Consider the following 24,148-nt stretch of genomic DNA (forward strand, 5'->3'; position numbering starts at 1 on the left):
CTTGGCCTGACGGCCGCCGGATCGAACAGGCCCAACGCCCCAATGTGGCGTTGGGTGCGTGGGGCGCACCGAACGCCACATTGGGTGCGTGGGGCGCAACCAACGCCACATTGGGGCGCAGGGTCGCTGCCGAAAGCGACCCGGCAGCACGGGGTTCGCCTGCCCGCGTACGCCGCCCAGACCTGCCGCGACCTACCGGTTCTCGGCCTTCCAGGCGTTGTACGTGAAGTCCAGGAACCGCGCCACGCCCCGCACCACGTGCGCACTCCGCACGGACGTGAACACGTCGAACGCGTGCTGCGCCCCGGCCAGCTCCGCATAGGCCACCGGGTACCGCGACTTCTCCCGCAGCCGCCGCACGAACTCGCGGGCCTCGCGCACCGGCACCAGCGAATCATCCCGTCCGTGGATCACGAAGAACGGCGGGGCGTCCGACGAAATCCGGTCCAGCGGAGATGCCGCGACGTAGTCGTCCAAGTGGTTGACCGGATCACGATCGGCCGCGAACACCCGCCGCGCGATCAAGCTCTCCAACCGGTACCGACTCGCCCGCGACCCCGACGTGGCCGCGAAGTCGTACACCCCGTAGTGCGGCACGCATGCCTGCACGCTCGTGTCGGCGTCCTCGAACTCCGGCTGCAGCGCCGGGTCGTTCTGCGACAACGCCAGCAACGCCGACAGGTGCCCGCCCGCCGATCCGCCCGTCACCGCCACGAAACCGGGGTCGCCGCCGTACGCCGCGATCTCCGATCGGATCCACGCCAGCGCCCGCTTCGCCGCCACGATGTGCGCCGGCCAGCGGTGTGCCGGGGACAGCGGGTAGTTGATCGCGACGCACACCCAGCCGCGGCGGGCCAGGTGACGCATCAGCGGCCGGCCCTGCTCCTCCTTGTTGCCGATCACCCACGCGCCGCCGTGGACCTGCAGCAGGACCGGTGCGCCCGACACCGGCTCCAGCGGGCGGTAGACGTCCAGCAGGAACCGCTTGCCGCCCGGGGCGTACGCGATGTTGCGGTCGACCCGCACGTCCGGCGCGCCCATCCGGAACGGCAGCGCCAGCTCGCCCCACGGCAGACCCAGGTCGGTCCGCCCCAGCTCGGTCGCGTAGTCCTCGCCCAGCGCGTTGGTCAGCGCCGCCTCGATCTCGTCGCGGGCGCCGTGGCCCGTGCGGATCAGCGCGGCGAGCCCGGCGGCGGACGCGGCGGCCATCGCCAGCCCCGCCTGTGTCGAGCGGTCGCGGACGCCGTGCCGGGCCACGTGGACCAGGGAGTCCGCGGCCGTCAACGCCAGGAACTGGGGCGCGAGCTCCCCGGTCAGCCACCCGGCGAAGAACGCCGGGATGGTCGTGGACCGGGCCCGCAGCGGGCGGAGCGCGTTCGCGGTGAGGCCGAGCTGGACCGCGCGACGGATCAGGAAATTCGGCTGCACCAGCGTGATGATACCGGCGAGTAGGGTGACGCGCCGCTCGCCGGAAGTGGCTTACGCTGAGCGCCATGCAGAGACTGAGTGGCCTCGACGCGAGCTTCCTCTACCTCGAAACGTCGTCCCAGGTCCTGCACGTCTGCGGATTGATCACCCTCGACGGCTCGACGATGCCCGGCGGCTACACCTTCGCGAAGCTCATGGAAAAGCTCGAGGAACGGGTCCGGGTGATTCCGGCGTTCCGCCGCAAACTGCACAATCCGCTCTGGAACATCGGGCATCCCGTGTGGATCGAGGACGAGGACTTCGACCTCGACCACCACGTGCACCGCATCGGCGTGCCCGCCCCCGGCGACCGGGCCGAACTGGCCGAGCTGTGCGCGCACATCGCCGGCCAGCAGCTCGACCGCGGCCGCCCGCTCTGGCAGCTCTACGTCATCGAAGGGCTGGCCGACGGCCAGATCGCGGTGCTGCTGAAGATGCACCACGCGAGCGTCGACGGCGTGAGCGGCGCCAGCCTGATCACCTACCTGGCCGGGCTGGAACCCGACGGGCCGATGCCGGAGATCGAGGAACCTCGCAACCCCGGGCTGCCCGCGCCGCTGCACCTGCTCCGCTCCGGCGTCGAGAGCGTCGCGAAACGCCCCGCCGAGCTCGCGCGGCTGCTGCCGGACCTGCTGGAGCTCGTCCCGCGGTGGCTCGGGAAAGCCTTGCGCGGCAAGGGGATGCCGATCCCGTTCACCGCGCCGCGGACGTCGCTGAACGGCACGATCACCGGGCACCGCAGCGTCGCGTTCGCCCAGCTCGACCTCGGCACGGTCAAGGACGTGAAGAACGCCTTCGGGGTCACGGTCAACGACGTCGTGCTCGCGGTCGTCGCGGGTGCGCTGCGGAAGTTCCTGGACGCGCGCGGCGAACTGCCGGAAGACCCGCTGGTCGCGACCGTCCCGGTCTCGGTGCACGACCGGACCGAACGCGACCACGGCAGCAACAAGGTCTCCGCGTTCTTCGCGTCGCTGCCGACGCACCTGGCCGACCCGACTGCACGGGTGTTCTTCCTCGCCGAGGCCAACCGGCTGTCGAAGGACCACCACTACGACATCGACGCCGACATGCTGCAGGACTGGGCGCAGTTCTCGGCCGCGACGGCGTTCGGCCTCGCCGTGCGCGCGTACTCGGCGCTGCGCCTGGCCGAGAAGCACCCGGTGGTGCACAACCTGGTTGTCTCCAACGTGCCCGGGCCGCCGATGCCGCTGTACTTCCTCGGCGCGCGGATCACCGGCCTCTACCCGCTCGGCCCGGTCTTCCACGGCGCCGGGCTGAACGTCACCGTGCTGTCCAACGCGGGCAAGCTGCACGTCGGGCTGCTCGGTGCGCGGGAGCTGGTCAAGGACCTGTGGCCGCTCGCCGACGCGCTCCCGGAAGCCCTGGCCGAGCTGCTGAAGGCGGCCCCTTAGCGCGGGCCGAGCACCACGACCGGGATCTCCCGCTCGGTCCAGGCCTGGTACTTCGCGAAGTCGGCGTACAGCTCCACCAGCCGGGGCCAGAGGTCGGCGCGTTCCGCGGGCCCGGCCACCCGCGCCGTGACCGGGACGGCGCGCCGGCCCTTGAGGTGGATGCGGGTCTCGGGGTGCGCCAGCAGGTTGCGGTACCACTGCGGGTGGTCCGGCAGTCCGCCCTGGGAGCCGACGACGACGACGTCTTCGCCGGACCGAAGGTAGAGCAGCGGCGTCGTGAACAGCCGGCCGGACTTGCGCCCGCGGTGCTCCAGCAGCAGCGTCGGCACCGGCTTGCGGAACCCGGCCCCGATCCGCCAGGTGCTGCCGACGCGGCCGCCGGTCAGCCGGAAGACCGCCACCTGGGCCCTCGCCCCGTACTTCATGACCTTGGCCGTCGCGGGCGAGTCGAGGCCGCCGGGCTTCTGCTCGGGCAGGCTGAAGCGTCCCATCGTGCAGTCCTCCTCAAGGGGTGTGTACCGACGTGACCGCGGCGAGCAGGGCGGGCACCCAGCGGTCGGCGGCGAGCACGCAGGCGGCGTGCCCGGCCGCGACCTCGTAGGTCGCCGCGCCGGGGATGCGGCGGGCCAGGGAGCGCTGGTGCTCGGGGGCGATGAACCGGTCCCGGGTGGTCACGACGACGGCCGCGGGCAGCCGCAGCGTGTGCAGCCACGGCGTCGAGTCGAACCGGCCGATCTCGTCGACGGCGACCGCGATCTCCCACGGCGTGGTCGACCGGAACTCCCGCAGGCCCCACCGGTAGTCCTCGACGCGCGCGCGGGGGGCGGCGGTGGGCGCGGCCGGCAGCTTCACGCGCTCGCGAAGCCGGCGCAGCGTCCGGCCGAACACGTCGAGCGCGACGCTTTGGCGCAGCCCGCGCCGGAAGTTGCTCGCGGTCGAACACAGCACCAATCCGGTAACACGTTCTGGTTCGGCGCGGGCGACCAGCTGGCCGACCATCCCGCCCATCGAGTACCCGCCGACGGCGAACCGCCCGATGCCGAGCGCGTCCGCCACGGCGACGACGTCGGCGGCGCAGTCGGCGAGCCGGAACTCCGGCGACCGGATGCCCCGGCCGTGCCACCGCTGGTCGAACACGACGACGCGGTGGCGGCGCGCCAGCCGGTGGAGCGCCGGGTACCAGGTCAGCAAGCCCGTGCAGGCCACCGAATGCAAGAGGACGAGGGCGGGCGCGTCCCGCGGCCCGACGTCGGTGACCACGGTCCGCCCGCGGCCGGGCAGGTCGAGGGGGACCGGGTCGGGCACGGCGGCGGTCGAGGGCACGGTGATCAGGCGGCGGCGCGCGCCGTCCGGTCCGATCACCGCCATGCCGCTCCTCCGCGGGGGTTGCCGTGCCGGGGCTTTCCGGTTAAGACTAGAACAGGTTTCACTATTGCGCCGATCCGGAGGACAGGCGTGGACTTCACTCTTGACGATACGCAGACGGAGATCGCCGCCCTCGCCGCCAAAGTGCTCGGTGCGGAGGACGATCCGTGGCGCGCGCTCGCGTCGTCGGGCCTGCTGGCCCTCGCGCTGCCCCCCGACCTGGAGGGCGACGGCCTGGGCGTCGCGGAGGTCGCGCAGGTCCTCACCGAGGTCGGCCGCGCCGCCGCGCCGGTACCGGCCTACACCGCCTTGGCGCTGGGCGTCCTCCCGGTCGAAACACTGGGCACGCCCCAGCAGCGCGCGGATCTCCTGCCGCCGGTCGCCGCGGGGGAGGCCCTGCTCACCGCGGCCCTGCACGAGCCGTCCGCGCCCCTGACCGGGCAACCCGCCGCGACCGCACGGGCGGCCGACGGGAAATGGCTGCTCAGCGGGGTGAAGACGGCGGTCCCGTACGCCCGGGAAGCCACCCGGATCCTCACGCCGGTGACCACGCCGCACGGCACCGCCGTCTACCTGGTCGACCCGCAGGCCGACGGCGTCACGCTCGTCCCGACGCCCACCTCGGCCGGGACGCCGGAGTACACCGTGCGCCTGGACGACGTCGCCGCCGAGGAGAGCGACCTCCTGTTCGACCGGGGCGCCGTCGCGGCGCTGCACCGCTTCGCCCTCGCCGGGGCGCTCGCGGTCGGGGACGGACTCTTGGCCGGCGCCCTGGCCCTGACGGTGAAGCACGTGGGCGAACGCACCCAGTTCGGCCGTCCCCTCGCGACGTTCCAGGCGGTGGCGGGCCAGATCGCCGACGTCTACGTCGCCTCCCGGACCGTGCACCTGGCCGTGACGTCGGCGGTGTGGCGGCTGGCGGCCGGCCTCGACGCGGACGCCGAACTGGACGTCGCCGCCTACTGGCTCGCCGAAGAGGCGCCCAAGGCGCTCGCGACCTGCCACCACCTGCACGGCGGGGTCGGCGTCGACGAAACCTATCCGCTGCACCGGTATTCCTCGGCGGTGAAGGACCTCGGCCGGGCGCTCGGCGGCGCCGCGCACCGGCTCGGCAGGCTCGGCGAACGAGTGGCGGGGTGAGCGGATGCACGTCGAACTGACCGCGGCGCAGAAAGCGCTGCGCGCCGAACTGCGCGAGTACTTCGCCGGGCTGATCAGCCCGGAAGAACGTCAGGCCATGCTGCGCGAGCGGCACGGGCCGGTGTTCCGCGAGATCGTCCGCCGGATGGGCCGCGACGGCCGGCTGGGCGTCGGCTGGCCGGTCGAGTACGGCGGGCAGGGCTTCGGCGGGATCGAGCAGCACCTGTTCGTCGACGAGGCCGCGCGCGCCGACGTCCAGCTGCCGTCGGTGACGCTGCAGACCGTCGGGCCGACGCTGCAGCAGTACGGCACGGACGAGCAGAAGGCCTTCTTCCTGCCGAAGATCCTGGCCGGCGAGATCCACTTCGCGATCGGCTACACCGAGCCGGAGGCGGGGACCGACCTCGCGGCGCTGCGGACGACGGCGGTGCGCGACGGCGACGAGTACGTCGTCAACGGCCAGAAGATCTTCACCACCGGCGGGCACGACGCCGACTACATCTGGCTCGCCGTGCGGACCGCGCCGGACGCGCCGCGGCACAAGGGCATCTCGATCCTCATCATGGACACGAGCGACCCCGGCTACTCGTGGACGCCGATCATCACCTGCGACGGCGCCCACCACGTCAACGCGACGTACTACTCGGACGTCCGCGTGCCGGTGAACCGGTTGGTGGGCAAGGAGAACGAAGGCTGGCGGCTGATCACCACGCAGCTCAACCACGAGCGCGTGATGCTCGGCCCGGCCGGGCGGATCGGCGGGCTGTACGACCGGGTCCGCGCCTGGGCCGCCGCCCACGGCCTGCTGGACCTCGCCGACGTCCGGGCCGTGCTGGCCGAGGCCATGGCGGTGACGCGGGTGAACGAGCTGCTGAACTGGCAGGTCGCGGTGTCCTCGGCGAGCGCACCGGTGGCGGTCGCCGACGCGTCGGCGACGAAGGTGTTCAGCTCCGAGGTCATCCAGCGGATCGGCCGGAACCTCGAAGAGCTGGTCGGGCGCCACGGTGACCTGGCCGATCCGGACACCGCCGAGCTGGCGGAATGGCTGGACATCGCCGCCAAGCGCAACATCGTGCTGACGTTCGGCGGCGGGGTCAGCGAAATCCAACGGGAGCTGATCGCGTCGATCGGCCTGGGCCTGCCGAGGGTGCCGCGATGACCATCGAAGAAGCCGCCGCCGAAATCGCCGCGCGGGGCGAGTGCTCGCCGCGTCTCGCGCGCGACCCGGTGAACCAGGCCATGGTGAACAACTGGGTCGAGGCGATCGGGGACGGCAACCCCGTCTACACCGATCCGGAGTTCGCCGCGCAGAGCGTTCACAAGGGACTGGTCGCGCCGCCCGCGATGGCCCAGGTGTGGACGATGGGCGGTCTGAATTCCCCCCGAGGGACCGACGACCCGCTCGGCCTGATGATGGAGCTGCTCGACGAGGCCGGGTTCACGTCCGTCGTGGCGACGAACTCGGAGCAGACCTACCACCGCTACCTGCGCCCCGGCGAGCAGGTGGAGGCGCGGACGGCGCTGGAAAGCGTCGTGGGCCCCAAGAAGACCGCGCTGGGGGAGGGCTGGTTCGTCACCACGCGCGTGCGATGGTACGTCGAGGACGAAGCTGTCGCGGAGATGATGTTCCGCGTCCTCAAGTTCCGCCCGCCCGCGCCGAAGCCGCCACCCGCGCCGGTGCTGCGGCCGGTGACCAGCAAGGACACGGAGTTCTTCTGGGACGGCTTGAAGGAGGGCGAGCTGCGCATCCAGCGCTGGGGGGAAACCCTGCGGCACCCGCCCGGGCCGATGCCGCCCGACGGCTCGCTGGACACGAAGCCGGACTACGTCGTCGCGAGTGGCCGGGGGACCGTGTTCTCCTACGTCGTGCACCACCACCCGCCGGTGCCGGGCAAGGAGCTGCCCTTCGTCGTGGCGCTCGTGGAGCTGGAAGAAGGGGTCCGCGTGATGGCCGAGCTGCTCGACGCGGCACCCGAGGAAGTCCACATCGGACTCCCGGTGGTGGCGGCGTTCGTCCGCGTCGACGACGAGCTGACGCTGCCGGCCTGGAAGGTGGCGCGATGACCGTCACCGAAGGGACCGAGCTGCCGCCGCTGACGATCGAGGCGACGCCGACGTTCGTCGTCAGCACGGCCCTGGCCACCCGCGACTTCCAGGACGTGCACCACGACCGCGACGCGGCCGTGGCGCGCGGGTCGAAAGACATCTTTCTCAACATCCTCACCGACACCGGCCTGGTCCAGCGGTTCGTGTCGGCGTGGGCCGGCCCGGAGGCGCTGATCCGGTCGATCAAGATCCGGCTCGGCGTGCCGTGCTACGCCTACGACACGCTGACGTTCACCGGCCGCGTGGTCTCGCGCGAGGGCAACGACGTCGTCGTGTCGGTGTCCGGGGTGGATTCGCTCGGCGAGCATGTCGCCGGGACCGTGGAGGTGACGCTGCCGTGACGCTCTCGGGCAAGGCGGCCATCGCCGGGATCGGCGCGACGGAGTTCTCGAAGGACTCCGGGCGCAGCGAACTGCGGCTGGCGGCCGAATGCATCTCCCACGCCTTGGCGGACGCGGGACTCACGCCGTCCGATGTGGACGGTCTGGTGTCGTTCACGATGGACGGCAACGCCGAGATCGCGGTGGCCCGCGAGCTGGGCATCCCGGAGCTGAAGTTCTTCAGCAGGATCCACTACGGCGGTGGCGCGGCGGCGGCGACCGTGCAGCAGGCCGCGATGGCGGTGGCGACCGGCGTCGCGGACGTGGTCGTCGCGTACCGCGCGTTCAACGAACGCTCGGGCATGCGGTTCGGCCAGGTGTCCTCGGCCGCGGCGGGGCAGGTCAACTCCTCCGGCGTCGACAACGCGTTCCACTACCCGATGGGGATCGCGACCCCGGCGGCGACGGTGGCCATGGTCGCGCAGCGCTACCTCCACGACTACGGCGCGACGAGCGAGGACTTCGGGCGCGTCGCCGTCGTGGACCGCAAGCACGCGGCGACCAACCCGAACGCGTGGTTCCACGAGCGGCCGATCACCCTCGAGGAGCACCAGTCGTCGCGCTGGGTGGCCGAGCCGCTGCACCTGCTCGACTGCTGCCAGGAGAGCGACGGCGGGGTGGCGCTGGTCGTCACGAGTGTCGAGCGGGCGCGCGAGCTGGCGCGGGCGCCGGCGGTGATCGCGGCGGCGGCGCAGGGGAGCGGGCCGGACCAGTACGTGATGACCAGCTACTACCGCGACGACCTGGCCGCGCTGCCCGAGATGGGCGTCGTGGGGCGGCAGCTGTGGGGCCAGTCCGGTCTCGGGCCGTCCGATGTGGACGTTGCCGTGCTGTACGACCACTTCACGCCGTACGTGCTGATGCAGCTGGAGGAGCTGGGCTTCTGCGGTCGCGGGGAGGCGAAGGACTTCATCGCCGACGGGGCGCTGGAGCTCGACGGCGCGTTGCCGCTCAACCCGCACGGCGGCCAGCTCGGCGAGGCGTACATCCACGGCATGAACGGCATCGCGGAGGGCGTCCGGCAGATTCGCGGGACGGCGGTCAACCAGGTGGCCGGCGCGTCCCGGGTGCTCGTCACGGCGGGGACGGGGGTGCCGACCAGCGGACTCATCCTGACGGGTGACTGAGGCGTCACCTCATTGACGGCTGGTGCGCGGCCGTCGTGGGTGTCACGGTGGATGCACCACCCACGACGGAGAGTGAGGCCGACTGCGATGGTGGTCGACTGGGCGCTCACGGCGGTGTTCGCGGCGCTGGCGCTGCCGTGCGTGCTGCGGCTGGTCCGCCTCGACTACGCGCGGCTGGGCCACGGGGTCCGCCACGGCGACCTGGCCGAGCTGCTGCTGGTGGTGGCGATGGTGGCGATGCTTTCCCCGGTCGGCGGCCCGATCCCGGCGGCGGGCTGGCAGGCGGTGCTGGTGCTGACGGCGGGCTGGTTCGCGGTGGCGTGGTGGCGGGGCCGGACGGGCTGCGCGCACCACGCGCTGTCGGCGGCGGCGATGTTCTACATGGTCACGGCGATGCCGCACGGTGGCATGGCGCGCGGCCCGTGGCTGACGATGTCCCCGATGGACTCACGACTGGCGTTGCCGCTGGTCGCGGTGGCGGCGGCGGGGTACTTCGTGGTGGACGCGGTGTGGTCCGGAGCGCTCGCCCTCCGGACGGCGCCGACGGTGGGCTCCGACCCCGGCGCCGGGCAGGCTTCGCGTGCGATCTGCCGGGCGGTCATGGGGGCGGGGATGGGATACATGCTGCTGGCCTCGGCTTTGTGAGGCGGGCCCGGATGACGTGAATGACTCATTCACGTCATCCGACGACATGAATGAGTCATTCACGTCACTTGGCTCGGAGCGGCGGCCGCGGTGGTCAGCCCGCGCTTCGCCGGAGTTCGCGTGGTTGCGGCCGGAACTCGCGTGACCGGAGCCGGAACTCGCGTGATCCGGCACGGATCTCGCGTGGCGGGCCTGGCGGCGTCAGCCGCTGACTCGGCGGACCTCGCCCAAGGGGGTCTCGCCGGGGGCCGGCAGTGCCGCTGCCGGGTGCTCGGCCGTCCACTGGCTCGCCGCCGCGATGTCGTTCTTCAGCGCCGTGATCAGGTCCTCCGCCGAGGCGTACGCCTGCTGGTCGCGCAGGTGCGACCCGAGCCACACCACCAGCGTCTCGCCGTACAGGTCAGCCGTGAAGTCCAGCAGGTGAGCCTCCAGCAGCCGGTACCCGTCGGCGCCGTAGTACGTCGGACGGCGGCCGACCGAGATCGCCGCCGGTACCCGCGAACCGTCCTCGCGGCCCACCCAGCCCGCCCACACCCCGTCGCCGACCGAGCCGGCCTGGTCGCCCAGCGCGAGGTTGGCCGTGGGAAAGCCCAGCTCACGGCCCCGCTCGTCGCCGTGCTCGACCGTGCCCCGCACCACGAAGTATTCCGGCATCCGTCCTCCCGAAGTCACCCCTCCACGTTAGCGGGCGACCGCCGGGACGCTCACGAAGTGGACACCAGCACCGTGTCCGCCAGCACCGGCGCGTCGTCGCGCTCCACCGCCGTCGTCGTGACCAGCAGCCGGCCGTCCTCGCGCCACACCCGGATCCGCAGCGTCTCGCCCGGGAACACCACCCCGGCGAACTTGGTCGCGAACGACGCCACCCGCGCGGGATCGCCGTCCAGGAACTCGTTCACCAGCACGCGCGCCACGATCCCGTACGTGCACAGCCCGTGCAGGATCGGCTTCGGGAACCCGGCCGCCGCGGCGAACGCCGGGTCGGCGTGCAGCGGGTTCCGGTCGCCGCACAACCGGTACAGCAGCGCCTGCTGCGGCAGCGTCGGCGTCTCCAGCACGACGTCCGGCTCGCGGGCCGGCCACTCGATCCGGTCCGACGGACCCCGCGAGCCGCCGAAACCGCCCTCGCCGCGGGCGAAGATGCTCGACCGGGCCGTCCACAGTGGATCGCCGGCCGACGAGGTCACCGCGACCTCCTGGACGACCACCGCGGCCTTGCCCTTGTCGAAGACGTCCGCGATCCGCGACTTCGCCACCGCCTTGCCCTCGACCGGGATCGGCCGGTGCAGCGTGATCTCCTGCTTGCCGTGCAGCACCTTCGCCAGGTCGATCTCCACCCCGGGGAACGACACCGCCGGCGGGTCGAACACGCGCAGGTTCGCCGCGACCGTCGCGAACGTCGGCAGCACCACCAGGTCCCGCTCGTAGGTGTAGCGCAGCTCGTCCGGGCCCGCGCCGAGCGCCAGGTGGTAGAGCAGCACGTCCGACGACGTCCAGGCGAAGCTCACCTCGCCGATCTCGGCGCCGACGGCGACCGCGGGATCGATGGGCACCCGAACCTCCTATTCGTAGCTGATCGAGACGTCGTCGGTGACCGGCAGCGACTGGCAGGCCAGCACGATGCCGTCCGCGATGTCCTCGGCGTCCAGGACCTCGTTGTGCAGCATCTTCACCTCGCCCGACACGATCCGGCACGCGCACGCACTGCATTGTCCCTCGCGGCACGAGTACGGCGCGTCCATCCCGGCGTCCAGCAGGTGGTCCAGCAGCTTCCGCCGCCGCGGCCAGGCCATGGACCGCGTCGACCCGTCGAGCGAAACCGTCAGCGACGCCGGCGCCTCGTCCGAGGCCGGCTCCTCCTCGACGACGGCGGCCTCTTCGAACGGGTTCCCCGTCAGCGACGTGAACTTCTCGACGTGCACCCGGTCCCGCGGCACCCCGAGCTGCCCGAGCGCCTCGCGCGCGGCCGCCATGAACGGCGCCGGACCACAGAGAAAGGCCTCGTATTCCGTGTACACGGAAGCCAGCCCGCGCAGCTGCGAGACGTCGGGGAGACCCTGCACGCTCTCCAGCCAGTGGATGACGACCAGGCGGTCTCCGTAGCGCTTCGCCAGCGAAGCCAGCTCGCCCGCGAAGATCACCGAACGCTCGTCGCGGTTCGCGTACACCAGCACGACGCGCCCGGAACCCTGGTCCAGCGCCGTCTTGAGGATCGCCATCACCGGCGTGATGCCGCTGCCGCCGGCGAACAACAGGAAGTCTTCGTCCACCGACGCCGGGCAGAACACGCCCGCCGGCGCGAGCACGTCGAGCGCCATCCCGGGCTTGAGCGCATCGCAGACCCAGCTCGAGCCGTACCCGCCGTCGGTCCGCTTGACCGTCACCTGCACGCGGTTCTCGTGCGGCGCGCTGGACAGCGAGTAGCACCGCGCCACCGAACCGGTCTGCTCACTGGGGATCCGCAGGGTCAGGAACTGCCCGGCCGAGTACTCGAAGGCGGCCGCGTGCTCGGCCGGGACCTCGAAGACCACCGACCGCGCGTCGGGCGTCTCGACGACGACGTCGGCCACCGTCAGCGTGTAGACCCGCTCAGCCATCGGCCACCGCCAGCGTGCCTTCGCGCACGGCGTCGGCGATGCTGTCGGACAGTTTCGGGCAGGTGTCGAGCAGTGCCGAAGGGCCGTCGGCATCGGCGAACACCGGGCAGCTGTCGGCGGGCCGGGACGTCCACTGGATGCTCGTGTGCTGGATGCTGTTCTTCTTCACCAGCACGCACGTGCCGCAGCTGCGGCACTCGTGCGGCCGCAGCCCGCCCGCCAGGAACTCGGCCTGCTCGGCGGTGGTCACACTTCCGCCTCGGTCTTCTGGCGGGCCAGGTTCTCCGCCACCTCCGCCGCCCACGCCTCGTTGGCCTTCGAAGTGTCCACTTCGAACTCGAAGCGCCGGGTCATGTCCTCGGTGACGTCGGCGGCGTCGACGTAGAACTGCTGGTACCAGCGGCGGAGCTGGTAGACCGGACCGTCCTCTTCGCACAGCAGCGGGTTGTCGATCTGCGTCTTGTGCTTCCAGATCTCGACGTCCTGCAGGAACCCCGCGCCGATGCCCTTGGCCAGTTTCGCCGCGATCTTGTCCGCGTGCTCGTCGGTCAGCCCGTGCTGCTTCTTGACCTTCATGCCGTACTGCAGCACGAACGACGTCGGCGTCACGGGGTAGTGGCAGTTGATGAGCACGCTCTCGATCTCGTAGCCCTGGAACGAGTTCACCAGCTTGTTGATCATGTACGACGGCCCGAAGTACGACGCCTCGGACCGCAGGAGGTTGTCCTCGCCACCGTAGTTGGACGCCATGCCCATGTCCGGGCGGCCCTTGGTGTTGAGGTACTGCGTCGCGATGTGGCCTTCGAACACGTTCTTGAAGTACGTCGGGTACGCGTAGTGGATGTAGAAGAAGTGCGCCATGTCCACGACGTTGTCGATGATCTCGCGGCAGTTCGAGCCGTCGATGAAGATCGAGTCCCACGTCCAATTGCTCCACTCGGGACTGTCCGCGGCCTCGATGTGCGGGATCGCCAGCTCGTCGGCCGGCGGGTTGCCCTCGGGGTCGTGCCACACGAGCAGCTGCCCGTTCCGCTCCAGCGCCGTCCACGACCGCGTCCGCGCGCGCAGCGGAACCCGCTTGGCGTAGGGGATCGAGACGCACTTGCCCTTGCCGTTCCAGCGCCAGTCGTGGAACGGGCACGCGACCTCGTCGCCCTTGATCGTGCCCTGGGTGAGGTCGCCGCCCATGTGCCGGCAGTAGCCGTCGAGCACGTTCAGCGCGCCGCTCGAGTCGGCGAACACCACGAGCTTCGTGCCGAACGCCGTGACCGCGTGCGGTTTCCCGTCGCGGAAGGTCTTCGCCAGGCCGAGGCAGTGCCAGCCGCGCGCGAACCGGGCCGGCGGCTCCCCGGCGTAGATGGTGCGTACGGACTCCTGCGTCATCGCTCGCCTCCCGTGGTCCCCTGATCTTCGTGCGCCAGCCGCGTGGCCGCAAGGTAGCCGAACACCATGGCCGGGCCGATGGTCGCGCCCGGCCCGGCGTACGTCCGGCCCATCACGGCCGCGCTGACGTTGCCCGCGGCGTAGAGCCCGGGCACCACCGAGCCGTCTTCACGCAGGACCTGCGCGTGCTCGTCGGTGCGCAGGCCGCCCTTGGTCCCCAGGTCGCCCGGGACGATCTTCACCGCGTAGTACGGCGCTTTGTCCAGGGGGCCGAGGCTGGGGTTGGGCTTGTTCCGCGGGTCGCCGTAGTAGTGGTCGTACTTGCTGACCCCGCGGCGGAAGTCCTCGTCGACCCCTTTGTGCGCGAAGCCGTTGAAGCGCGTCACGGTGGCTTCCAAGGCGTCGGGCGGCACGGCCATCTTCGCGGCCAGCCCGGCCAGCGAGCCCGACTTCACCGCGATCCCGGCCTTGAACCAGCGGCCGGGCAGCGGCTGGCGCGGCCCGATGCCGGTGAACATGTAGCGGTCCTTGTAGCGCTGGTCGAACACCAGCCAGGTCGGGATGTGCCGGCCCGGCCCGTCCCCGGAGCCGTACATCGCGTGCACGGCCTCGACGTAGGGCGCCGACTCGTTGACGAACCGCTCGCCGCGGGCGTCGACCATGATGCAGCGCGGCCGCGACCGCTCGGCCAGCGCGAACCACGGCCCGCCGGTGAGCGGCAGCGTCGGCCCCCACCAGGCGTCGTCCATCAGGTCGAGGGCCGCGCCCAGCTTGAGCCCGGCGGTGATGCCGTCGCCGGTGTTGGCGGCCGCGCCGACGGTCCAGTCGGTGCCGATCGGCGCGCGCTGGTACTTCTCGCGCATCTCCAGGTTCTGCTCGAACCCGCCGCTGGCGAGGATCACGCCGCGCCGGGCCTCGACGACCGAGCCGTCTTCGAGGACGACGCCGGTGACGCGGTCGCCGTCCGTCTTCAGATCGGCCAGCGCGGTGTTCAGCCGGACGTCGACGCCGGCCCTGGCCAGGCCCACCCGCAGCCCGGCCGCAAGCGCTTGCCCCATGGCCAGCAGCCGCTGCCCGCGCAGCCGTCCGACCAGCCACTGGACGCCCAGCGAGAGCAGCCGGACGACGCCGCGCGGGTGCCTCGCGAGGAGGCTCAGCCAGCGGTAGTCGGCCTGGGTGATGGGCACGCCGAGCGGGGGAGCGCTGTACGGCGGTTCGAGGTGGGCCAGCTCGGCGCCGAGCAGCTTGCCGTCGAAGGCGACGGGCTCGACCGACCGGCCGCCGGACCGCCCGCCGGGGGCTTCGGGGTGGTAGTCGCTGTAGCCGCGGACCCAGCGGAACTTCAGCGGCGTGTGGTCGCACACGAACTTCAGCACCTCGGGTCCGTGCGCGAGGAACGTGTCGCGCCGGACGGCCGGGACGACGTCGCCGACGATCGAGGCCAGGTACTCGCGCGCCCGCTCGGGCGGCTCGTCGATCCCGGCGGCGCGCAGTGCGTGGTTGCCCGGCAGCCAGACCCCGCCGCCGGAGCGGGCGGTCGAACCGCCGAAGCAGGGGGCCTTTTCCAGGAGGACCACGCTCAGGCCGTGGTGGGCCGCGGCCAGCGCGGCGGTCATCCCGGCAGCACCGCTGCCGACCACGACGACGTCGAACTGCTCCCTCATGCCACCTCACTTGTAACGTGTTCCACAAGACGAGTATCCAGTTGAGAGTCGCTTTCGGCCACCATAGACGAGAACGTGTTTCAGTTCTAGGGTGACGACCATGGACGAACTCGTCGCGGACGTGGTGATCGTGGGGTTCGGGGCGGCCGGCGCCTGCGCCGCCCTGGAGGCGGCCGACGCGGGCGCCGACGTCGTCATCGTCGAGCGCTTCGCCGGTGGTGGCGCCAGCGCGGTCAGCGGTGGCGTGGTCTACGCGGGCGGCGGCACTGCCCAGCAGCTCGACGCGGGTGTCGACGACTCCGTCGACGCGATGTACGCCTACCTGCGGCTCGAAGCGGGGGACGTCGTCTCCGAGGAGACCTTGCGGCGCTTCTGCGAGGGCAGCCGCGAGATGATCACCTGGCTGGAGGGCAACGGCGTGCCGTTCGAAGGCAGCCTCTGCCCGTACAAGACGTCGTACCCGAGTGATGACCACTACCTGTACTACTCCGGCAGTGAGGCCGCGGGCGGGTTCCGCGACGCGGCGAAGCCCGCCCCGCGCGGCCACCGCGTGAAGGGGGCCGGGACCTCCGGAAAGATGCTGATGGCGCGCCTCAAGGAGGCGGTGCGCAAGCGCGGGGTCCGGGTGCTGACCCAGACCCACGCGCGGACCCTGGTCCGGGACGGCGACGGGCGGATCACCGGGCTGGTGGCCGATTCGCTGAGCGACGCGCCCGCGCTCGTGCGGGCCCGGCACCAGCGCTTCGCGCAGTACGCGGCGAAGCCCGGGATCTACGTGCCTTCGCTGCGCAAGTCGCTCCACCGCCGGGTCGAGCGCTTCGAGCGCGCCCACGGCCGTGAGCTGCGGATCACCGCCCGGCGCGGGGTCGTGCTCGCCGCGGGCGGGTTCATCGCCAACCGCGAGATGGTGCGCGAGCACGCGCCGGCCTACCGCGGCGGGCTCCCGCTCGGCACGTCCGCCGACAACGGCTCGGGCATCCGGCTCGGCGTCGAGGCCGGAGCCGCGACCGGTGAGCTGGGCCGGATCTCGGCGTGGCGGTTCATCACGCCGCCGAGCGCGTTCCTCGGCGGGATCATCGTCGACGAAGGCGGGCAGCGGGTCATCGACGAGTCCCGGTACGGCGCCGCGGTCGGCGAGAAGCTCATCGAGGACCACGGGAGCAAGGGCTGGCTGCTCGTCGACGCGCCGATCGTGGCGGAGGCGCGGCGGGACACCAAGGCGCAAAGCCAGTGGTTCCAGGGGCTTCAGCTGCGCTACCTGCTGCGCCGCGGCCGCGTGACCGGCGCGACGCTCGACGAGGTCGCGCGCAAGGCCGGCGTCGACGCCGGGGGCCTGCGCGCGAGCGTCGAGGCCTACCACGGCGCCGAGGACCCGGTGGGCAAGCCCGCCGAGTTCGCGCGGCGGCTGGAGCACCCGCCGTTCTCGCTCATCGACATCTCGGTGCGGCCCAACCTGGGCTATCCCACGCCGATGCTCACGCTCGGCGGCTTGGTCGTCGACGAGGACACCGGCGCGGTGCGGAGCGCGGCGGGGGAGCCGATCCCCGGGCTGTACGCCGCCGGGCGCACCGCGGTGGGAATCTGTTCCAGGTCGTACGTGAGTGGCCTTTCGCTGGCCGACTGCGTGTTTTCCGGCCGCAGGGCGGGGATCAACAGTGCCCTGGCGCAGGGTGTTCTCGACAAAAACGAGAACGTGTTCTAGTCTCTGGGGAGAGACGCGAGAGAGGACTGCGCATGAGCGAGCAGGTGATCGCCGGGGTCCGGGACCTCCTGCCGGTCCTGCGGGAACGGGCCCAGGACACCGAGGACGCGCGCTGCGTCCCCGAGGAGTCCGTCAAGGCCCTGCAGGAGACCGGGTTCTTCAAGCTGCTGCAACCGAAGCCCTACGGCGGCTTCGAAGCCGACCCGGTGAGCTTCTACACCGCGGTCAAGCTGATCGCGAGCGCGTGCGGGTCCACCGGCTGGGTCGCCTCCATCCTCGGCGTCCACCCGTGGCACGTGGCGCTGTTCGACGCGCAGGCGCAGCAGGAGGTCTGGGGCGAGGACGAGGACGTGCGGATCTCGTCGTCGTACGCCCCGATGGGCAAGGCCGAGGTCGTCGACGGCGGTTACCGGCTGAGCGGCCGGTGGAGCTTCTCCTCCGGCTGCGACCACTGCACGTGGGTGCTGCTCGGGGGACCCGCGTTCAAGGACGGCAAGCCGGTCGACTTCTGCACGTACCTGCTGCCCATCGCCGACTACTCCATCGTCGACGTCTGGGACACCGTGGGACTGCGCGGGACCGGCTCGAACGACATCGTCGTCGAGGACGTCTTCGTCCCGCAGCACCGGGCGCTGAGCTTCATCGCGACGTCGAAGTGCAAGGTGCCCGGCCAGGCCGTGAACCCCGGGCCGCTGTACCGGCTGCCCTACGGTTCGGTGCACCCGTCCACGATCACCGCGCCGATCATCGGCATGGCCCAGGGCGCCTACGACGCGCACGTGGAGCACCAGCGCAAGCGCGTGCGGGCCGCGTACGCCGGCGAACAGTCCAAAGAGGACCCGTTCGCCAAGGTGCGGATCGCCGAGGCGGCCAGCGAGATCGACGCCGCCTGGCTGCAGCTGACCCGCAACATCGACGAGCTGTACGAAATGGCCAAGCGCGAAGAGCGGCTGCCTTCGGACCTGCGCCTGCGTGTCCGGCGCGACCAGGTGCGCGGCACGGAACGCGCGATCTCCGCGATCGACCGGCTCTTCGAGAACTCCGGCGGGCGCGCGATCCAGCGCGGCACGCCGATCCAGCGCTTCTGGCGCGACGCGCACGCCGGCCGCGTCCACGCGGCCAACGACGCCGAGCGCGCGTACGTCATGTTCGGCACCGGCGCCTTCGGGCTGCCCGTCGAGAACGCGATGTACTGATGGTCGCTCCCGAAGGCAAGTACGCCCAGGCGGGCGACCTCAAGCTGCACTACCACGAGGCGGGCGCCGGGCACGCCGAGACGGTGATCCTGCTGCACGGCGGCGGGCCCGGCGCGTCGGCGTGGAGCAACTTCGGGCGCACCCTTCCGGAGTTCGCCAAGCACTACCGCACGATCGCCGTCGACCAGCCCGGCTTCGGGCGCTCGGACAAGCCGACCGAGCACCCGCAGTACTTCCGCCACAGCGCCGACGCCGTCGTGGGCCTGATGGACGCGCTGGGGATCGAGCGGGCGCACTTCATCGGCAACTCGCTGGGTGGCGGCGCGGCGGTCCGGCTGGCGCTGAACCACGGAAAGCGCGCGGGCAGGCTCGTGCTGATGGGCCCCGGCGGGCTGAGCGTCAACGTCTTCGCGCCCGACCCCACCGAAGGGGTCAAGAACCTCGGCAGGTTCGCCGCGAAGCCGAGCCGCGAGCGCATGGAAGCGTTCCTGCGCATCATGGTCCACGACCAGGGGCTGATCACCGAGGAATTGATCGACGACCGGTTCGCCGCGGCGAACACCCCGGAGTCGCTCGCCGCCATGCGGGCGATGGGGATGTCGTTCGCGCAGCCGGACACCTACGAAGAAGGCATGCTCTGGCGCGAAGCCCACCGCCTCCGCCAGCGCGTGCTGCTCATTTGGGGCCGCGAGGACCGCGTCAACCCGCTGGACGGCGCCCTCCTCGCGCTCAAGACGATTCCGCGCGCGCAGCTGCACGTGTTCGGCGGCTGCGGGCACTGGGCCCAGCTGGAGAAGTTCGACGAGTTCAACCGGCTGGCCCTCGACTTCCTCGGGAGTTCCTGATGGGCATCCGGTCACTGGGCTACCTCCGCATCGAAGCCACCGACATGGCCGCGTGGCGCGAGTACGGGCTCAAGGTGCTCGGCATGGTCGAAGGCAGCGGCACCAACCCCGACGCGCTCTACCTGCGCATGGACGACTTCCCGGCCCGCCTGGTCATCTCACCCGGCGAGGCCGACCGGCTGGCGCAGACCGGCTGGGAAGTCGCGAACGCCGGCGAGCTGGCCGACCTCCGGTCGCGTTTGGACAGTGCGTCGGTGCCCTACAAGGAGGGCACGCCGGAGGAACTGGCCGACCGGCGCGTCGACGAGCTGATCAGCTTCGACGACCCGTCCGGCAACACCCAGGAGGTGTTCCACGGCGTCGCGCTGCAGCACCGCCGCGTCGTCAGCCCGTACGGCCACACGTTCGTCACCGGCGAGCAGGGCCTCGGCCACGTCGTCTTGTCCACAAAGGACGACGGGGCGTCCCTGCGGTTCTACCGCGACGTCCTCGGCTTCCGGCTGCGCGACTCGATGCGCCTGCCGCCGCAGATGGTCGGCCGGCCCGCCGACGGCCCGCCCGCCTGGCTGCGCTTCTTCGGCTGCAACCCGCGCCACCACAGCCTCGCGTTCCTGCCGATGCCGACGCCCAGCGGGATCGTGCACCTGATGGTCGAGGTGGAGAACACCGACGACGTCGGGCTGTGCCTCGACCGCGCGATCCGGCGCAAGGTGCCGATGTCGGCCACGCTCGGCCGGCACGTCAACGACCTGATGCTGTCCTTCTACATGAAGACCCCCGGCGGCTTCGACGTCGAGTTCGGCTGTGAGGGCCGCCAGGTCGACGACGACAACTGGATCGCCCGCGAGAGCACCGCGGTCTCCCTGTGGGGGCACGACTTCTCGGTCGGCGCAAGGCCGCCGGGGTCATGACGCCGGTGGCGGTCGACCAGACCGAGTTCCGCAGCGTCCTCGGGCACTTCTGCACGGGCGTGACCGTGGTCACCGGCCGCGACGGCGACACCCTCGCCGGGTTCGCCTGCCAGTCGTTCGCCGCGCTGTCGCTGGACCCGCCGCTGGTGCTGTTCTGCCCGGCGAAGACGTCCCGCACCTGGCCGGTGCTCGCCGCGGCCGGCCGGTTCGCGGTCAACGTGCTGGCCGAGGACCAGCAGGAGGTCAGCGCGGTGTTCGGCGCGCGCGGCGAGGACAAGTTCGCGCGGGTCGGCTGGACGCCGTCGCCGTCCGGGGCGCCGCTGCTCGACGGCGCGCTCACCTGGATCGACTGCGAGCTGGAAGCGGTGCACGAGGCGGGCGACCACTACGTCGTGATCGGCCGGGTCACCGCGCTGGGCGCGCCCTCGGACGCCCGGCCGCTGCTGTTCCACCGGGGCCGGTACGCGGTCACCGAGCCGGCGAGGGACGCGTTCGCGGCGCTGATGCCGTGGCCGCGGCCGGACGACTGGCTCTGAGTAACGGCCGCCCCCGCGCGGGCGACTTCCCGGGAGTCGTCGCTCGAGGAGGACCTCCGTGCAGCTGTGCGGTTTCCCGGCCGCCGAGGTCGAGTTCGACCGGGCGGGTGAGCTCGTCGGCGACCGGGGCGCGGCCGTGCGGGAGCTCGCGGCCGACCCGGCGGTCACCGACCTGATCGTGCTGACCCACGGCGGGAACGACGGCCACCTGGTCGCGCGGCTGCTCTACTCGGCGCTCGCCGGGTCGATGCGCGCGGTCGCGGGCGGCCTGCCCGGCCGCCGGATCGCGTTCGCCTGCGTGCTGTGGCCGTCGCGGAAGCTCGCCGGGCTGGAACCGGGCGCCGGCCTGGCCGAGCGCCTCGACCAGCTGCGCGACCTCGTGCCCGGCCAGCGGCTCACGATCGACGCCGCGGCCGACCTGGTGCCGGCGCTGACCGTCCGCGCGACCGCGCGCACGGCGTTCGCCGCCGCGCTGCTCTCGGTGGCCACCCGCGGTGCGGACGACCGCGAAGACGCTTCGACGCAGCTGTTCACCCTCCCCGGCGGGACGGTCATGGACCGCCTCGGGACGACCGGTTTCGCCGACGCGGCGGCGCACCTGCTCGACTTCCTCGCGTACTACGAGATCAAGGCCCGCGCGGATGAGGTGGGCGTGCGCGGCCTCGCGCCGCTGCTGGCCACGGTCGGCGGGCCGAAGCTCCACCTCGTCGGCCACAGCTTCGGCGGCCGGCTGGTGACGGCGGCCGCGAACACCCGCCCGGCCGGGTCGCTGGCGACGCTGACCCTGCTGCAGGCGGCCTTCTCGCACCACGGCTTCGCCGCGGACTGGGACGACGGCCAGGCGGGGCCGCGGCCCGGCGCGTTCCGCCGGGTCCTGGACGAGCGGGTGGTGACCGGGCCGATCCTCGTCACGCACACCGCCAACGACCTCGCGGTCGGCGTCGCCTACGCCATCGCGTCCCGGATCGCCGGCCGGACGGCGTCCGCGGGCGACGCGTCGAGCGCCTACGGCGCCATCGGCCGCAACGGCGCGCAGCGGACCGCCGAGGCCGTCCCCGCGGAGCTGCTGCCGGTGGGCGGCAGCTACCGCTGGCGGCCGGGTGTCCCGCACAACCTCCTCGCCGACCGGTTCGTGCGAAGCCACACCGACGTCTGCGGCCCGCAGATCGCTCACGCACTGTGGTCGGCGATCGCGGCGAGTTAGCGCGACCGGGTGGTTGTGCACGGGTTCACAGGTGGGCCGCATCCCATTTGCGAGAGAAAGTCGAGCCCCTGCGCGCACACTGTTACCGAGATGACGTTTACCTGGGAGGAGTGAGTCGCGCATGCGTGGGCCCAGCGGACGGATCGCCCGGTTCCGGCGCCGGTTGCACCCCGGCCGCAATCCGCTGACCAGGTTCGGCGACCGCGTCGAGGCCGCCCTGCTGGTGCTGGTCTTCGCCGGTGCACTCCTCGCGCTGCCGTTCGCGGCCGCGTTCGGCTCCGAAACCTACGCCTCGCAGACCGCCCGGGCCGAGCAGGAACGCACGACCCGCCACCCGGCGACGGCGGTTTCCCTGGTGGCGGCGCCCAGCCAGTCCTACAGCACCGACGGCGCCGGCGCCCCGGCCGACCAGTCGACGGTCCAGGCCGCCTGGTTCGACGCGCGCGGCGCCCGCCACACCGGCGACGTCCTCGCCGACGCGGGCAGCCCGGCGGGCACGCACGTGCCGGTCTGGCTGGACCAGCGCGGCGAACTGACGAACGAGCCGCTTTCGCCGTCCACCTCGGTGGCCGACGGCATCTTCGCGGCGATCCTGCTGTGGGTCGCGATCACGGGCGCGCTGGCGGCCGTGTACGGCGCGGGCCGCTTCGTGGTGAGCCGTCTCCACTCGGCGGCGTGGGACCGCGCCTGGGCCGAAGCCCGCCACGACAGCCGGTTCTGATCACTTCCAGCGGAAGTGCACGAAGACCCGCCCGAAGTTGTCCTTGTCCTTCTCGACCCGGTGGTAGAGCGCCTTGACGTCCTTGCGCTCGAGGAACCGCAGGACGTGCTTCTTCAGCTGACCCGATCCCTTGCCGGGGATGATCTCGACGAGCGGTGCCTTCTTGGCGACGGCCTCGTCGATGATCCCCCTGAGCGCCCGGTCGATCTCCCCGCCGCGGTTGTGGATGTCGTGCAGGTCCAGTTTCAGCTTCACACGCGCTCCCGTGCTCGGAGGGCCGCGGCTCGCACGCGGCGGGGCCGGCCCCGTTCGGCCAGCACCGCCAGTGCGGCCGGCACGGCGGGTTCGGCGCACGCCCGCCGTTGCAGCCAGTCGGAAGCGCTCGTCAGGTCCGCTTCCCGCCAATCCTCGTCGCGGGTGAGCGCACGCAGCAAGACCCATTCCCGCAGCCGCCGGGCCGGGAACCGCCGGCCGCCGACCAGCTCGCCCATCCGGGCGGCCCACGCCGGGAAACCGCGGTCGCCCTGCAGGGCTGCCGCCCGCAGGTCGAGGTGCCGCACGACCGCCGCCTCGGCCATCACCTGGTCCGGGTCGGTCGGCACCGCGCGGACCAGCTCCGGCTCGTCGGCCTCGGCGACGTTGGCGAACTCGAGCAGGTAGCGCGCGTACCGCTCGTGTTCGTCGATCACAGCGCCTGCCACCAGCCGTCCACCGCCGGGGGAGCGGCGACGTCGATGCGCTCGCCCGGGCGCGGGATCGCCAGGGCCAGGTCCGCTGCCTTGGCTTCGCGCCAGACGCGGTCCGCCGGCTCGCCCCACGGGTGCATCGCCAGCTGGAAGGTCGCCCAGTGGACCGGGATCAGCAGGTTCGCCCGGACGTCGATGCCCGCCGCGACGCCTTCCTCCGGCGTCATGTGGATGTCCGGCCAGTGCGGGGCGTACGCGCCGATCTGGATCAGGGCCGCGTCGAACGGGCCGTGCTCGTCGCCGATCGAAGCGAACCCGTCGAAATACCCCGTGTCGCCGCTGTAGAACACCCGGTGCGCGGGCCCCAGCAGCGCCCACGACGTCCAGAGCGTGTCGTCGTTGGTGATGCCGCGGCCGGAGAAGTGCTGGGCCGGCGTCGCGACGAAGCGGACGCCCGCCACCGTCGCTTCTTCGTGCCAGTCGAGCTCGATGATCCGCGCCGCCGGGACGCGCCAGCGCTCCAGGTGCGCGCCCACCCCGAGCGGCACCAGGAAGGGCGCGTCGGACGACGCGACCAGCGCGCGGACCGTCGCCAGGTCGAGGTGGTCGTAGTGGTCGTGCGAGATCACCACCGCGTCGACCCGGCCGAGCCCGGACAGCGCCACGGGCGGCTCGTGCAGCCGGCGCGGGCCCGCGAACGCGGCGGGCGACACCCGGTCGCTCCAGACGGGGTCCAGCAGCACCCGGGCACCGTCCAGCTCGACCAGCGCCGACGCGTGGCCGTACCACGTCACGTGGAGCCCTTCGGCCGAGAGCACCGGCGCCGACGCCACCAGCGGCACCGGCCCGCCCGGCTTGCGCAGCTCGCGGTCGTCGCCGAAGAACATCTCGCGGAAGATCGTCCGCATCGACGACGCGGTCATCGGGTGCCGCGGCGCGGCGTTGCGGAACACCTTGCCGTCGAACTGCGGCGAGGAGCGGACCCGCTCGGCCCGTGCCCCGGCGGACTTCGCGCCGAACGCCGCCGGCAGGTCGCGCAGGGCCGCGATCGTCTTCCTCAT

The 24,148-nt window shown here is 72.1% G+C and carries 26 protein-coding genes; 14 read left to right on the forward strand and 12 right to left on the reverse strand.

Translation table 11 applies throughout. The features are described 5' to 3' along the window. Window positions 1-192 precede the first annotated feature (192 nt). Window positions 193-1,428 (reverse strand): alpha/beta hydrolase, encoded by a 1,236-nt coding sequence (locus QRX60_RS26255; protein ID WP_286003430.1) that lies wholly within the window; start codon window positions 1,426-1,428, stop codon window positions 193-195. Window positions 1,429-1,493: 65 nt separating this feature from the next. On the opposite strand from QRX60_RS26255, the gene QRX60_RS26260 reads away from it, so the two are divergent. Next, window positions 1,494-2,879, forward strand: coding sequence for a WS/DGAT/MGAT family O-acyltransferase (locus QRX60_RS26260; RefSeq protein WP_286003431.1), 1,386 nt, complete (start codon window positions 1,494-1,496; stop codon window positions 2,877-2,879). Here QRX60_RS26260 and QRX60_RS26265 read toward each other — a convergent pair. Together QRX60_RS26265 and QRX60_RS26270 are read right to left on the reverse strand one after the other, a co-directional pair. Then, window positions 2,876-3,370 carry a nitroreductase family deazaflavin-dependent oxidoreductase gene (locus tag QRX60_RS26265; RefSeq protein WP_286003432.1) on the reverse strand — a complete coding sequence of 165 codons (495 nt, stop codon included), beginning with the start codon at window positions 3,368-3,370 and terminating at the stop codon, window positions 2,876-2,878. The genes QRX60_RS26260 and QRX60_RS26265 overlap by 4 nt on opposite strands. Before the next feature lie 13 nt (window positions 3,371-3,383). Beyond that, window positions 3,384-4,247 (reverse strand): alpha/beta fold hydrolase, encoded by an 864-nt coding sequence (locus QRX60_RS26270; RefSeq protein WP_286003433.1) that lies wholly within the window; start codon window positions 4,245-4,247, stop codon window positions 3,384-3,386. An 87-nt stretch (window positions 4,248-4,334) separates the two neighbouring features. Here QRX60_RS26270 and QRX60_RS26275 point away from each other — a divergent pair, with 87 nt between their 5' ends. The 6 genes from QRX60_RS26275 (at window position 4,335) to QRX60_RS26300 (ending at window position 9,642) form a co-directional block, all read left to right on the forward strand. After that, the gene (locus QRX60_RS26275; RefSeq protein WP_286003434.1) at window positions 4,335-5,384 is read left to right on the forward strand and encodes an acyl-CoA dehydrogenase family protein; all 1,050 of its coding nucleotides are present in this window, start codon (window positions 4,335-4,337) and stop codon (window positions 5,382-5,384) included. 4 nt (window positions 5,385-5,388) lie between these two features. Then, the gene (locus tag QRX60_RS26280) at window positions 5,389-6,543 is read left to right on the forward strand and encodes an acyl-CoA dehydrogenase family protein (protein ID WP_286003435.1); all 1,155 of its coding nucleotides are present in this window, start codon (window positions 5,389-5,391) and stop codon (window positions 6,541-6,543) included. Then, window positions 6,540-7,448: a bifunctional MaoC family dehydratase N-terminal/OB-fold nucleic acid binding domain-containing protein gene (locus tag QRX60_RS26285; RefSeq protein WP_286003436.1), complete on the forward strand. Its 909-nt coding sequence runs from the start codon at window positions 6,540-6,542 to the stop codon at window positions 7,446-7,448. Before QRX60_RS26280 ends, QRX60_RS26285 begins: the two co-directional genes overlap by 4 nt. Continuing rightward, window positions 7,445-7,831 (forward strand): MaoC family dehydratase, encoded by a 387-nt coding sequence (locus QRX60_RS26290; protein WP_286003437.1) that lies wholly within the window; start codon window positions 7,445-7,447, stop codon window positions 7,829-7,831. Before QRX60_RS26285 ends, QRX60_RS26290 begins: the two co-directional genes overlap by 4 nt. Then, window positions 7,828-8,997 carry a lipid-transfer protein gene (locus QRX60_RS26295; RefSeq protein ID WP_286003438.1) on the forward strand — a complete coding sequence of 390 codons (1,170 nt, stop codon included), beginning with the start codon at window positions 7,828-7,830 and terminating at the stop codon, window positions 8,995-8,997. The genes QRX60_RS26290 and QRX60_RS26295 overlap by 4 nt, the downstream gene beginning before the upstream one ends. A gap of 87 nt (window positions 8,998-9,084) precedes the next feature. Beyond that, the gene (locus QRX60_RS26300; RefSeq protein WP_286003439.1) at window positions 9,085-9,642 is read left to right on the forward strand and encodes a DUF5134 domain-containing protein; all 558 of its coding nucleotides are present in this window, start codon (window positions 9,085-9,087) and stop codon (window positions 9,640-9,642) included. A 201-nt stretch (window positions 9,643-9,843) separates the two neighbouring features. Here QRX60_RS26300 and QRX60_RS26305 read toward each other — a convergent pair whose 3' ends face one another. The 6 genes from QRX60_RS26305 to kstD are packed head-to-tail and all read right to left on the reverse strand — an operon-like array spanning window position 9,844 to window position 15,286. Then, a complete protein-coding gene (locus tag QRX60_RS26305) occupies window positions 9,844-10,296 on the reverse strand; it encodes a riboflavin kinase (RefSeq protein ID WP_286003440.1) in 453 nt (150 codons plus the stop codon). A 50-nt stretch (window positions 10,297-10,346) separates the two neighbouring features. Further along, window positions 10,347-11,195, reverse strand: a complete 849-nt coding sequence (locus tag QRX60_RS26310) for a MaoC/PaaZ C-terminal domain-containing protein (protein WP_286003441.1) — start codon at window positions 11,193-11,195, stop codon at window positions 10,347-10,349. Between the two features lie 9 nt (window positions 11,196-11,204). Continuing rightward, window positions 11,205-12,239 carry a ferredoxin--NADP reductase gene (locus QRX60_RS26315; protein WP_286003442.1) on the reverse strand — a complete coding sequence of 345 codons (1,035 nt, stop codon included), beginning with the start codon at window positions 12,237-12,239 and terminating at the stop codon, window positions 11,205-11,207. After that, window positions 12,232-12,489, reverse strand: a complete 258-nt coding sequence (locus QRX60_RS26320) for a hypothetical protein (RefSeq protein WP_286003443.1) — start codon at window positions 12,487-12,489, stop codon at window positions 12,232-12,234. Before QRX60_RS26320 ends, QRX60_RS26315 begins: the two co-directional genes overlap by 8 nt. After that, window positions 12,486-13,622 carry a Rieske 2Fe-2S domain-containing protein gene (locus tag QRX60_RS26325; RefSeq protein WP_286003444.1) on the reverse strand — a complete coding sequence of 379 codons (1,137 nt, stop codon included), beginning with the start codon at window positions 13,620-13,622 and terminating at the stop codon, window positions 12,486-12,488. The genes QRX60_RS26320 and QRX60_RS26325 overlap by 4 nt, the downstream gene beginning before the upstream one ends. Then, the gene (kstD, locus tag QRX60_RS26330) at window positions 13,619-15,286 is read right to left on the reverse strand and encodes a 3-oxosteroid 1-dehydrogenase (RefSeq protein ID WP_286003445.1); all 1,668 of its coding nucleotides are present in this window, start codon (window positions 15,284-15,286) and stop codon (window positions 13,619-13,621) included. Before kstD ends, QRX60_RS26325 begins: the two co-directional genes overlap by 4 nt. A 100-nt stretch (window positions 15,287-15,386) precedes the next feature. Between kstD and QRX60_RS26335 the strand changes: the two genes are divergently transcribed. From QRX60_RS26335 to QRX60_RS26365, 7 genes are all read left to right on the forward strand, one after another. Then, window positions 15,387-16,988, forward strand: a complete 1,602-nt coding sequence (locus QRX60_RS26335) for an FAD-binding protein (protein ID WP_286003446.1) — start codon at window positions 15,387-15,389, stop codon at window positions 16,986-16,988. A gap of 32 nt (window positions 16,989-17,020) precedes the next feature. Further along, window positions 17,021-18,184 carry a 3-hydroxy-9,10-secoandrosta-1,3,5(10)-triene-9,17-dione monooxygenase oxygenase subunit gene (gene hsaA, locus QRX60_RS26340; protein ID WP_286003447.1) on the forward strand — a complete coding sequence of 388 codons (1,164 nt, stop codon included), beginning with the start codon at window positions 17,021-17,023 and terminating at the stop codon, window positions 18,182-18,184. Further along, window positions 18,184-19,029: a 4,5:9,10-diseco-3-hydroxy-5,9,17-trioxoandrosta-1(10),2-diene-4-oate hydrolase gene (hsaD, locus tag QRX60_RS26345; protein ID WP_286003448.1), complete on the forward strand. Its 846-nt coding sequence runs from the start codon at window positions 18,184-18,186 to the stop codon at window positions 19,027-19,029. Before hsaA ends, hsaD begins: the two co-directional genes overlap by 1 nt. Continuing rightward, a complete protein-coding gene (gene hsaC, locus QRX60_RS26350) occupies window positions 19,029-19,940 on the forward strand; it encodes an iron-dependent extradiol dioxygenase HsaC (RefSeq protein WP_286003449.1) in 912 nt (303 codons plus the stop codon). The genes hsaD and hsaC overlap by 1 nt, the downstream gene beginning before the upstream one ends. Then, window positions 19,937-20,476: a 3-hydroxy-9,10-secoandrosta-1,3,5(10)-triene-9,17-dione monooxygenase reductase subunit gene (hsaB, locus tag QRX60_RS26355; RefSeq protein ID WP_286003450.1), complete on the forward strand. Its 540-nt coding sequence runs from the start codon at window positions 19,937-19,939 to the stop codon at window positions 20,474-20,476. The genes hsaC and hsaB overlap by 4 nt, the downstream gene beginning before the upstream one ends. Window positions 20,477-20,534: 58 nt before the next feature. After that, window positions 20,535-21,680 carry an alpha/beta fold hydrolase gene (locus QRX60_RS26360; protein WP_286003451.1) on the forward strand — a complete coding sequence of 382 codons (1,146 nt, stop codon included), beginning with the start codon at window positions 20,535-20,537 and terminating at the stop codon, window positions 21,678-21,680. Window positions 21,681-21,801: 121 nt separating this feature from the next. Beyond that, complete coding sequence (locus tag QRX60_RS26365) at window positions 21,802-22,401, forward strand: Rv1733c family protein (protein ID WP_286003452.1); 600 nt, start codon at window positions 21,802-21,804, stop codon at window positions 22,399-22,401. Here QRX60_RS26365 and QRX60_RS26370 read toward each other — a convergent pair whose 3' ends face one another. From QRX60_RS26370 to QRX60_RS26380, 3 genes are read right to left on the reverse strand one after another with little or no spacing between them, the layout of a single operon-like run. Beyond that, a complete protein-coding gene (locus QRX60_RS26370; protein ID WP_286003453.1) occupies window positions 22,402-22,656 on the reverse strand; it encodes a Smr/MutS family protein in 255 nt (84 codons plus the stop codon). Next, window positions 22,653-23,102, reverse strand: a complete 450-nt coding sequence (locus QRX60_RS26375; RefSeq protein ID WP_286003454.1) for a hypothetical protein — start codon at window positions 23,100-23,102, stop codon at window positions 22,653-22,655. The genes QRX60_RS26370 and QRX60_RS26375 overlap by 4 nt, the downstream gene beginning before the upstream one ends. Continuing rightward, the gene (locus QRX60_RS26380; protein ID WP_286003455.1) at window positions 23,087-24,148 is read right to left on the reverse strand and encodes an MBL fold metallo-hydrolase; all 1,062 of its coding nucleotides are present in this window, start codon (window positions 24,146-24,148) and stop codon (window positions 23,087-23,089) included. The genes QRX60_RS26375 and QRX60_RS26380 overlap by 16 nt, the downstream gene beginning before the upstream one ends.

The sequence above is a fragment of the Amycolatopsis mongoliensis genome (assembly GCF_030285665.1).
GTDB classification, from domain to species: Bacteria; Actinomycetota; Actinomycetes; order Mycobacteriales; family Pseudonocardiaceae; genus Amycolatopsis; species Amycolatopsis mongoliensis.

Coding starts and splice junctions, on each gene's coding strand:
- QRX60_RS26260 (WP_286003431.1), top strand. CDS start 1,494: ATGCAGAGACTGAGTGGCCTCGACGCGAGCTTCCTCTACCTCGAAACG.
- QRX60_RS26265 (WP_286003432.1), bottom strand. CDS start 3,370: ATGGGACGCTTCAGCCTGCCCGAGCAGAAGCCCGGCGGCCTCGACTCG.
- QRX60_RS26270 (WP_286003433.1), bottom strand. CDS start 4,247: ATGGCGGTGATCGGACCGGACGGCGCGCGCCGCCGCCTGATCACCGTG.
- QRX60_RS26280 (WP_286003435.1), top strand. CDS start 5,389: ATGCACGTCGAACTGACCGCGGCGCAGAAAGCGCTGCGCGCCGAACTG.
- QRX60_RS26285 (WP_286003436.1), top strand. CDS start 6,540: ATGACCATCGAAGAAGCCGCCGCCGAAATCGCCGCGCGGGGCGAGTGC.
- QRX60_RS26290 (WP_286003437.1), top strand. CDS start 7,445: ATGACCGTCACCGAAGGGACCGAGCTGCCGCCGCTGACGATCGAGGCG.
- QRX60_RS26300 (WP_286003439.1), top strand. CDS start 9,085: ATGGTGGTCGACTGGGCGCTCACGGCGGTGTTCGCGGCGCTGGCGCTG.
- QRX60_RS26305 (WP_286003440.1), bottom strand. CDS start 10,296: ATGCCGGAATACTTCGTGGTGCGGGGCACGGTCGAGCACGGCGACGAG.
- QRX60_RS26315 (WP_286003442.1), bottom strand. CDS start 12,239: ATGGCTGAGCGGGTCTACACGCTGACGGTGGCCGACGTCGTCGTCGAG.
- QRX60_RS26325 (WP_286003444.1), bottom strand. CDS start 13,622: ATGACGCAGGAGTCCGTACGCACCATCTACGCCGGGGAGCCGCCGGCC.
- kstD (WP_286003445.1), bottom strand. CDS start 15,286: ATGAGGGAGCAGTTCGACGTCGTCGTGGTCGGCAGCGGTGCTGCCGGG.
- QRX60_RS26335 (WP_286003446.1), top strand. CDS start 15,387: ATGGACGAACTCGTCGCGGACGTGGTGATCGTGGGGTTCGGGGCGGCC.
- hsaA (WP_286003447.1), top strand. CDS start 17,021: ATGAGCGAGCAGGTGATCGCCGGGGTCCGGGACCTCCTGCCGGTCCTG.
- hsaD (WP_286003448.1), top strand. CDS start 18,184: ATGGTCGCTCCCGAAGGCAAGTACGCCCAGGCGGGCGACCTCAAGCTG.
- hsaC (WP_286003449.1), top strand. CDS start 19,029: ATGGGCATCCGGTCACTGGGCTACCTCCGCATCGAAGCCACCGACATG.
- hsaB (WP_286003450.1), top strand. CDS start 19,937: ATGACGCCGGTGGCGGTCGACCAGACCGAGTTCCGCAGCGTCCTCGGG.
- QRX60_RS26365 (WP_286003452.1), top strand. CDS start 21,802: ATGCGTGGGCCCAGCGGACGGATCGCCCGGTTCCGGCGCCGGTTGCAC.
- QRX60_RS26380 (WP_286003455.1), bottom strand. CDS start 24,148: ATGAGGAAGACGATCGCGGCCCTGCGCGACCTGCCGGCGGCGTTCGGC.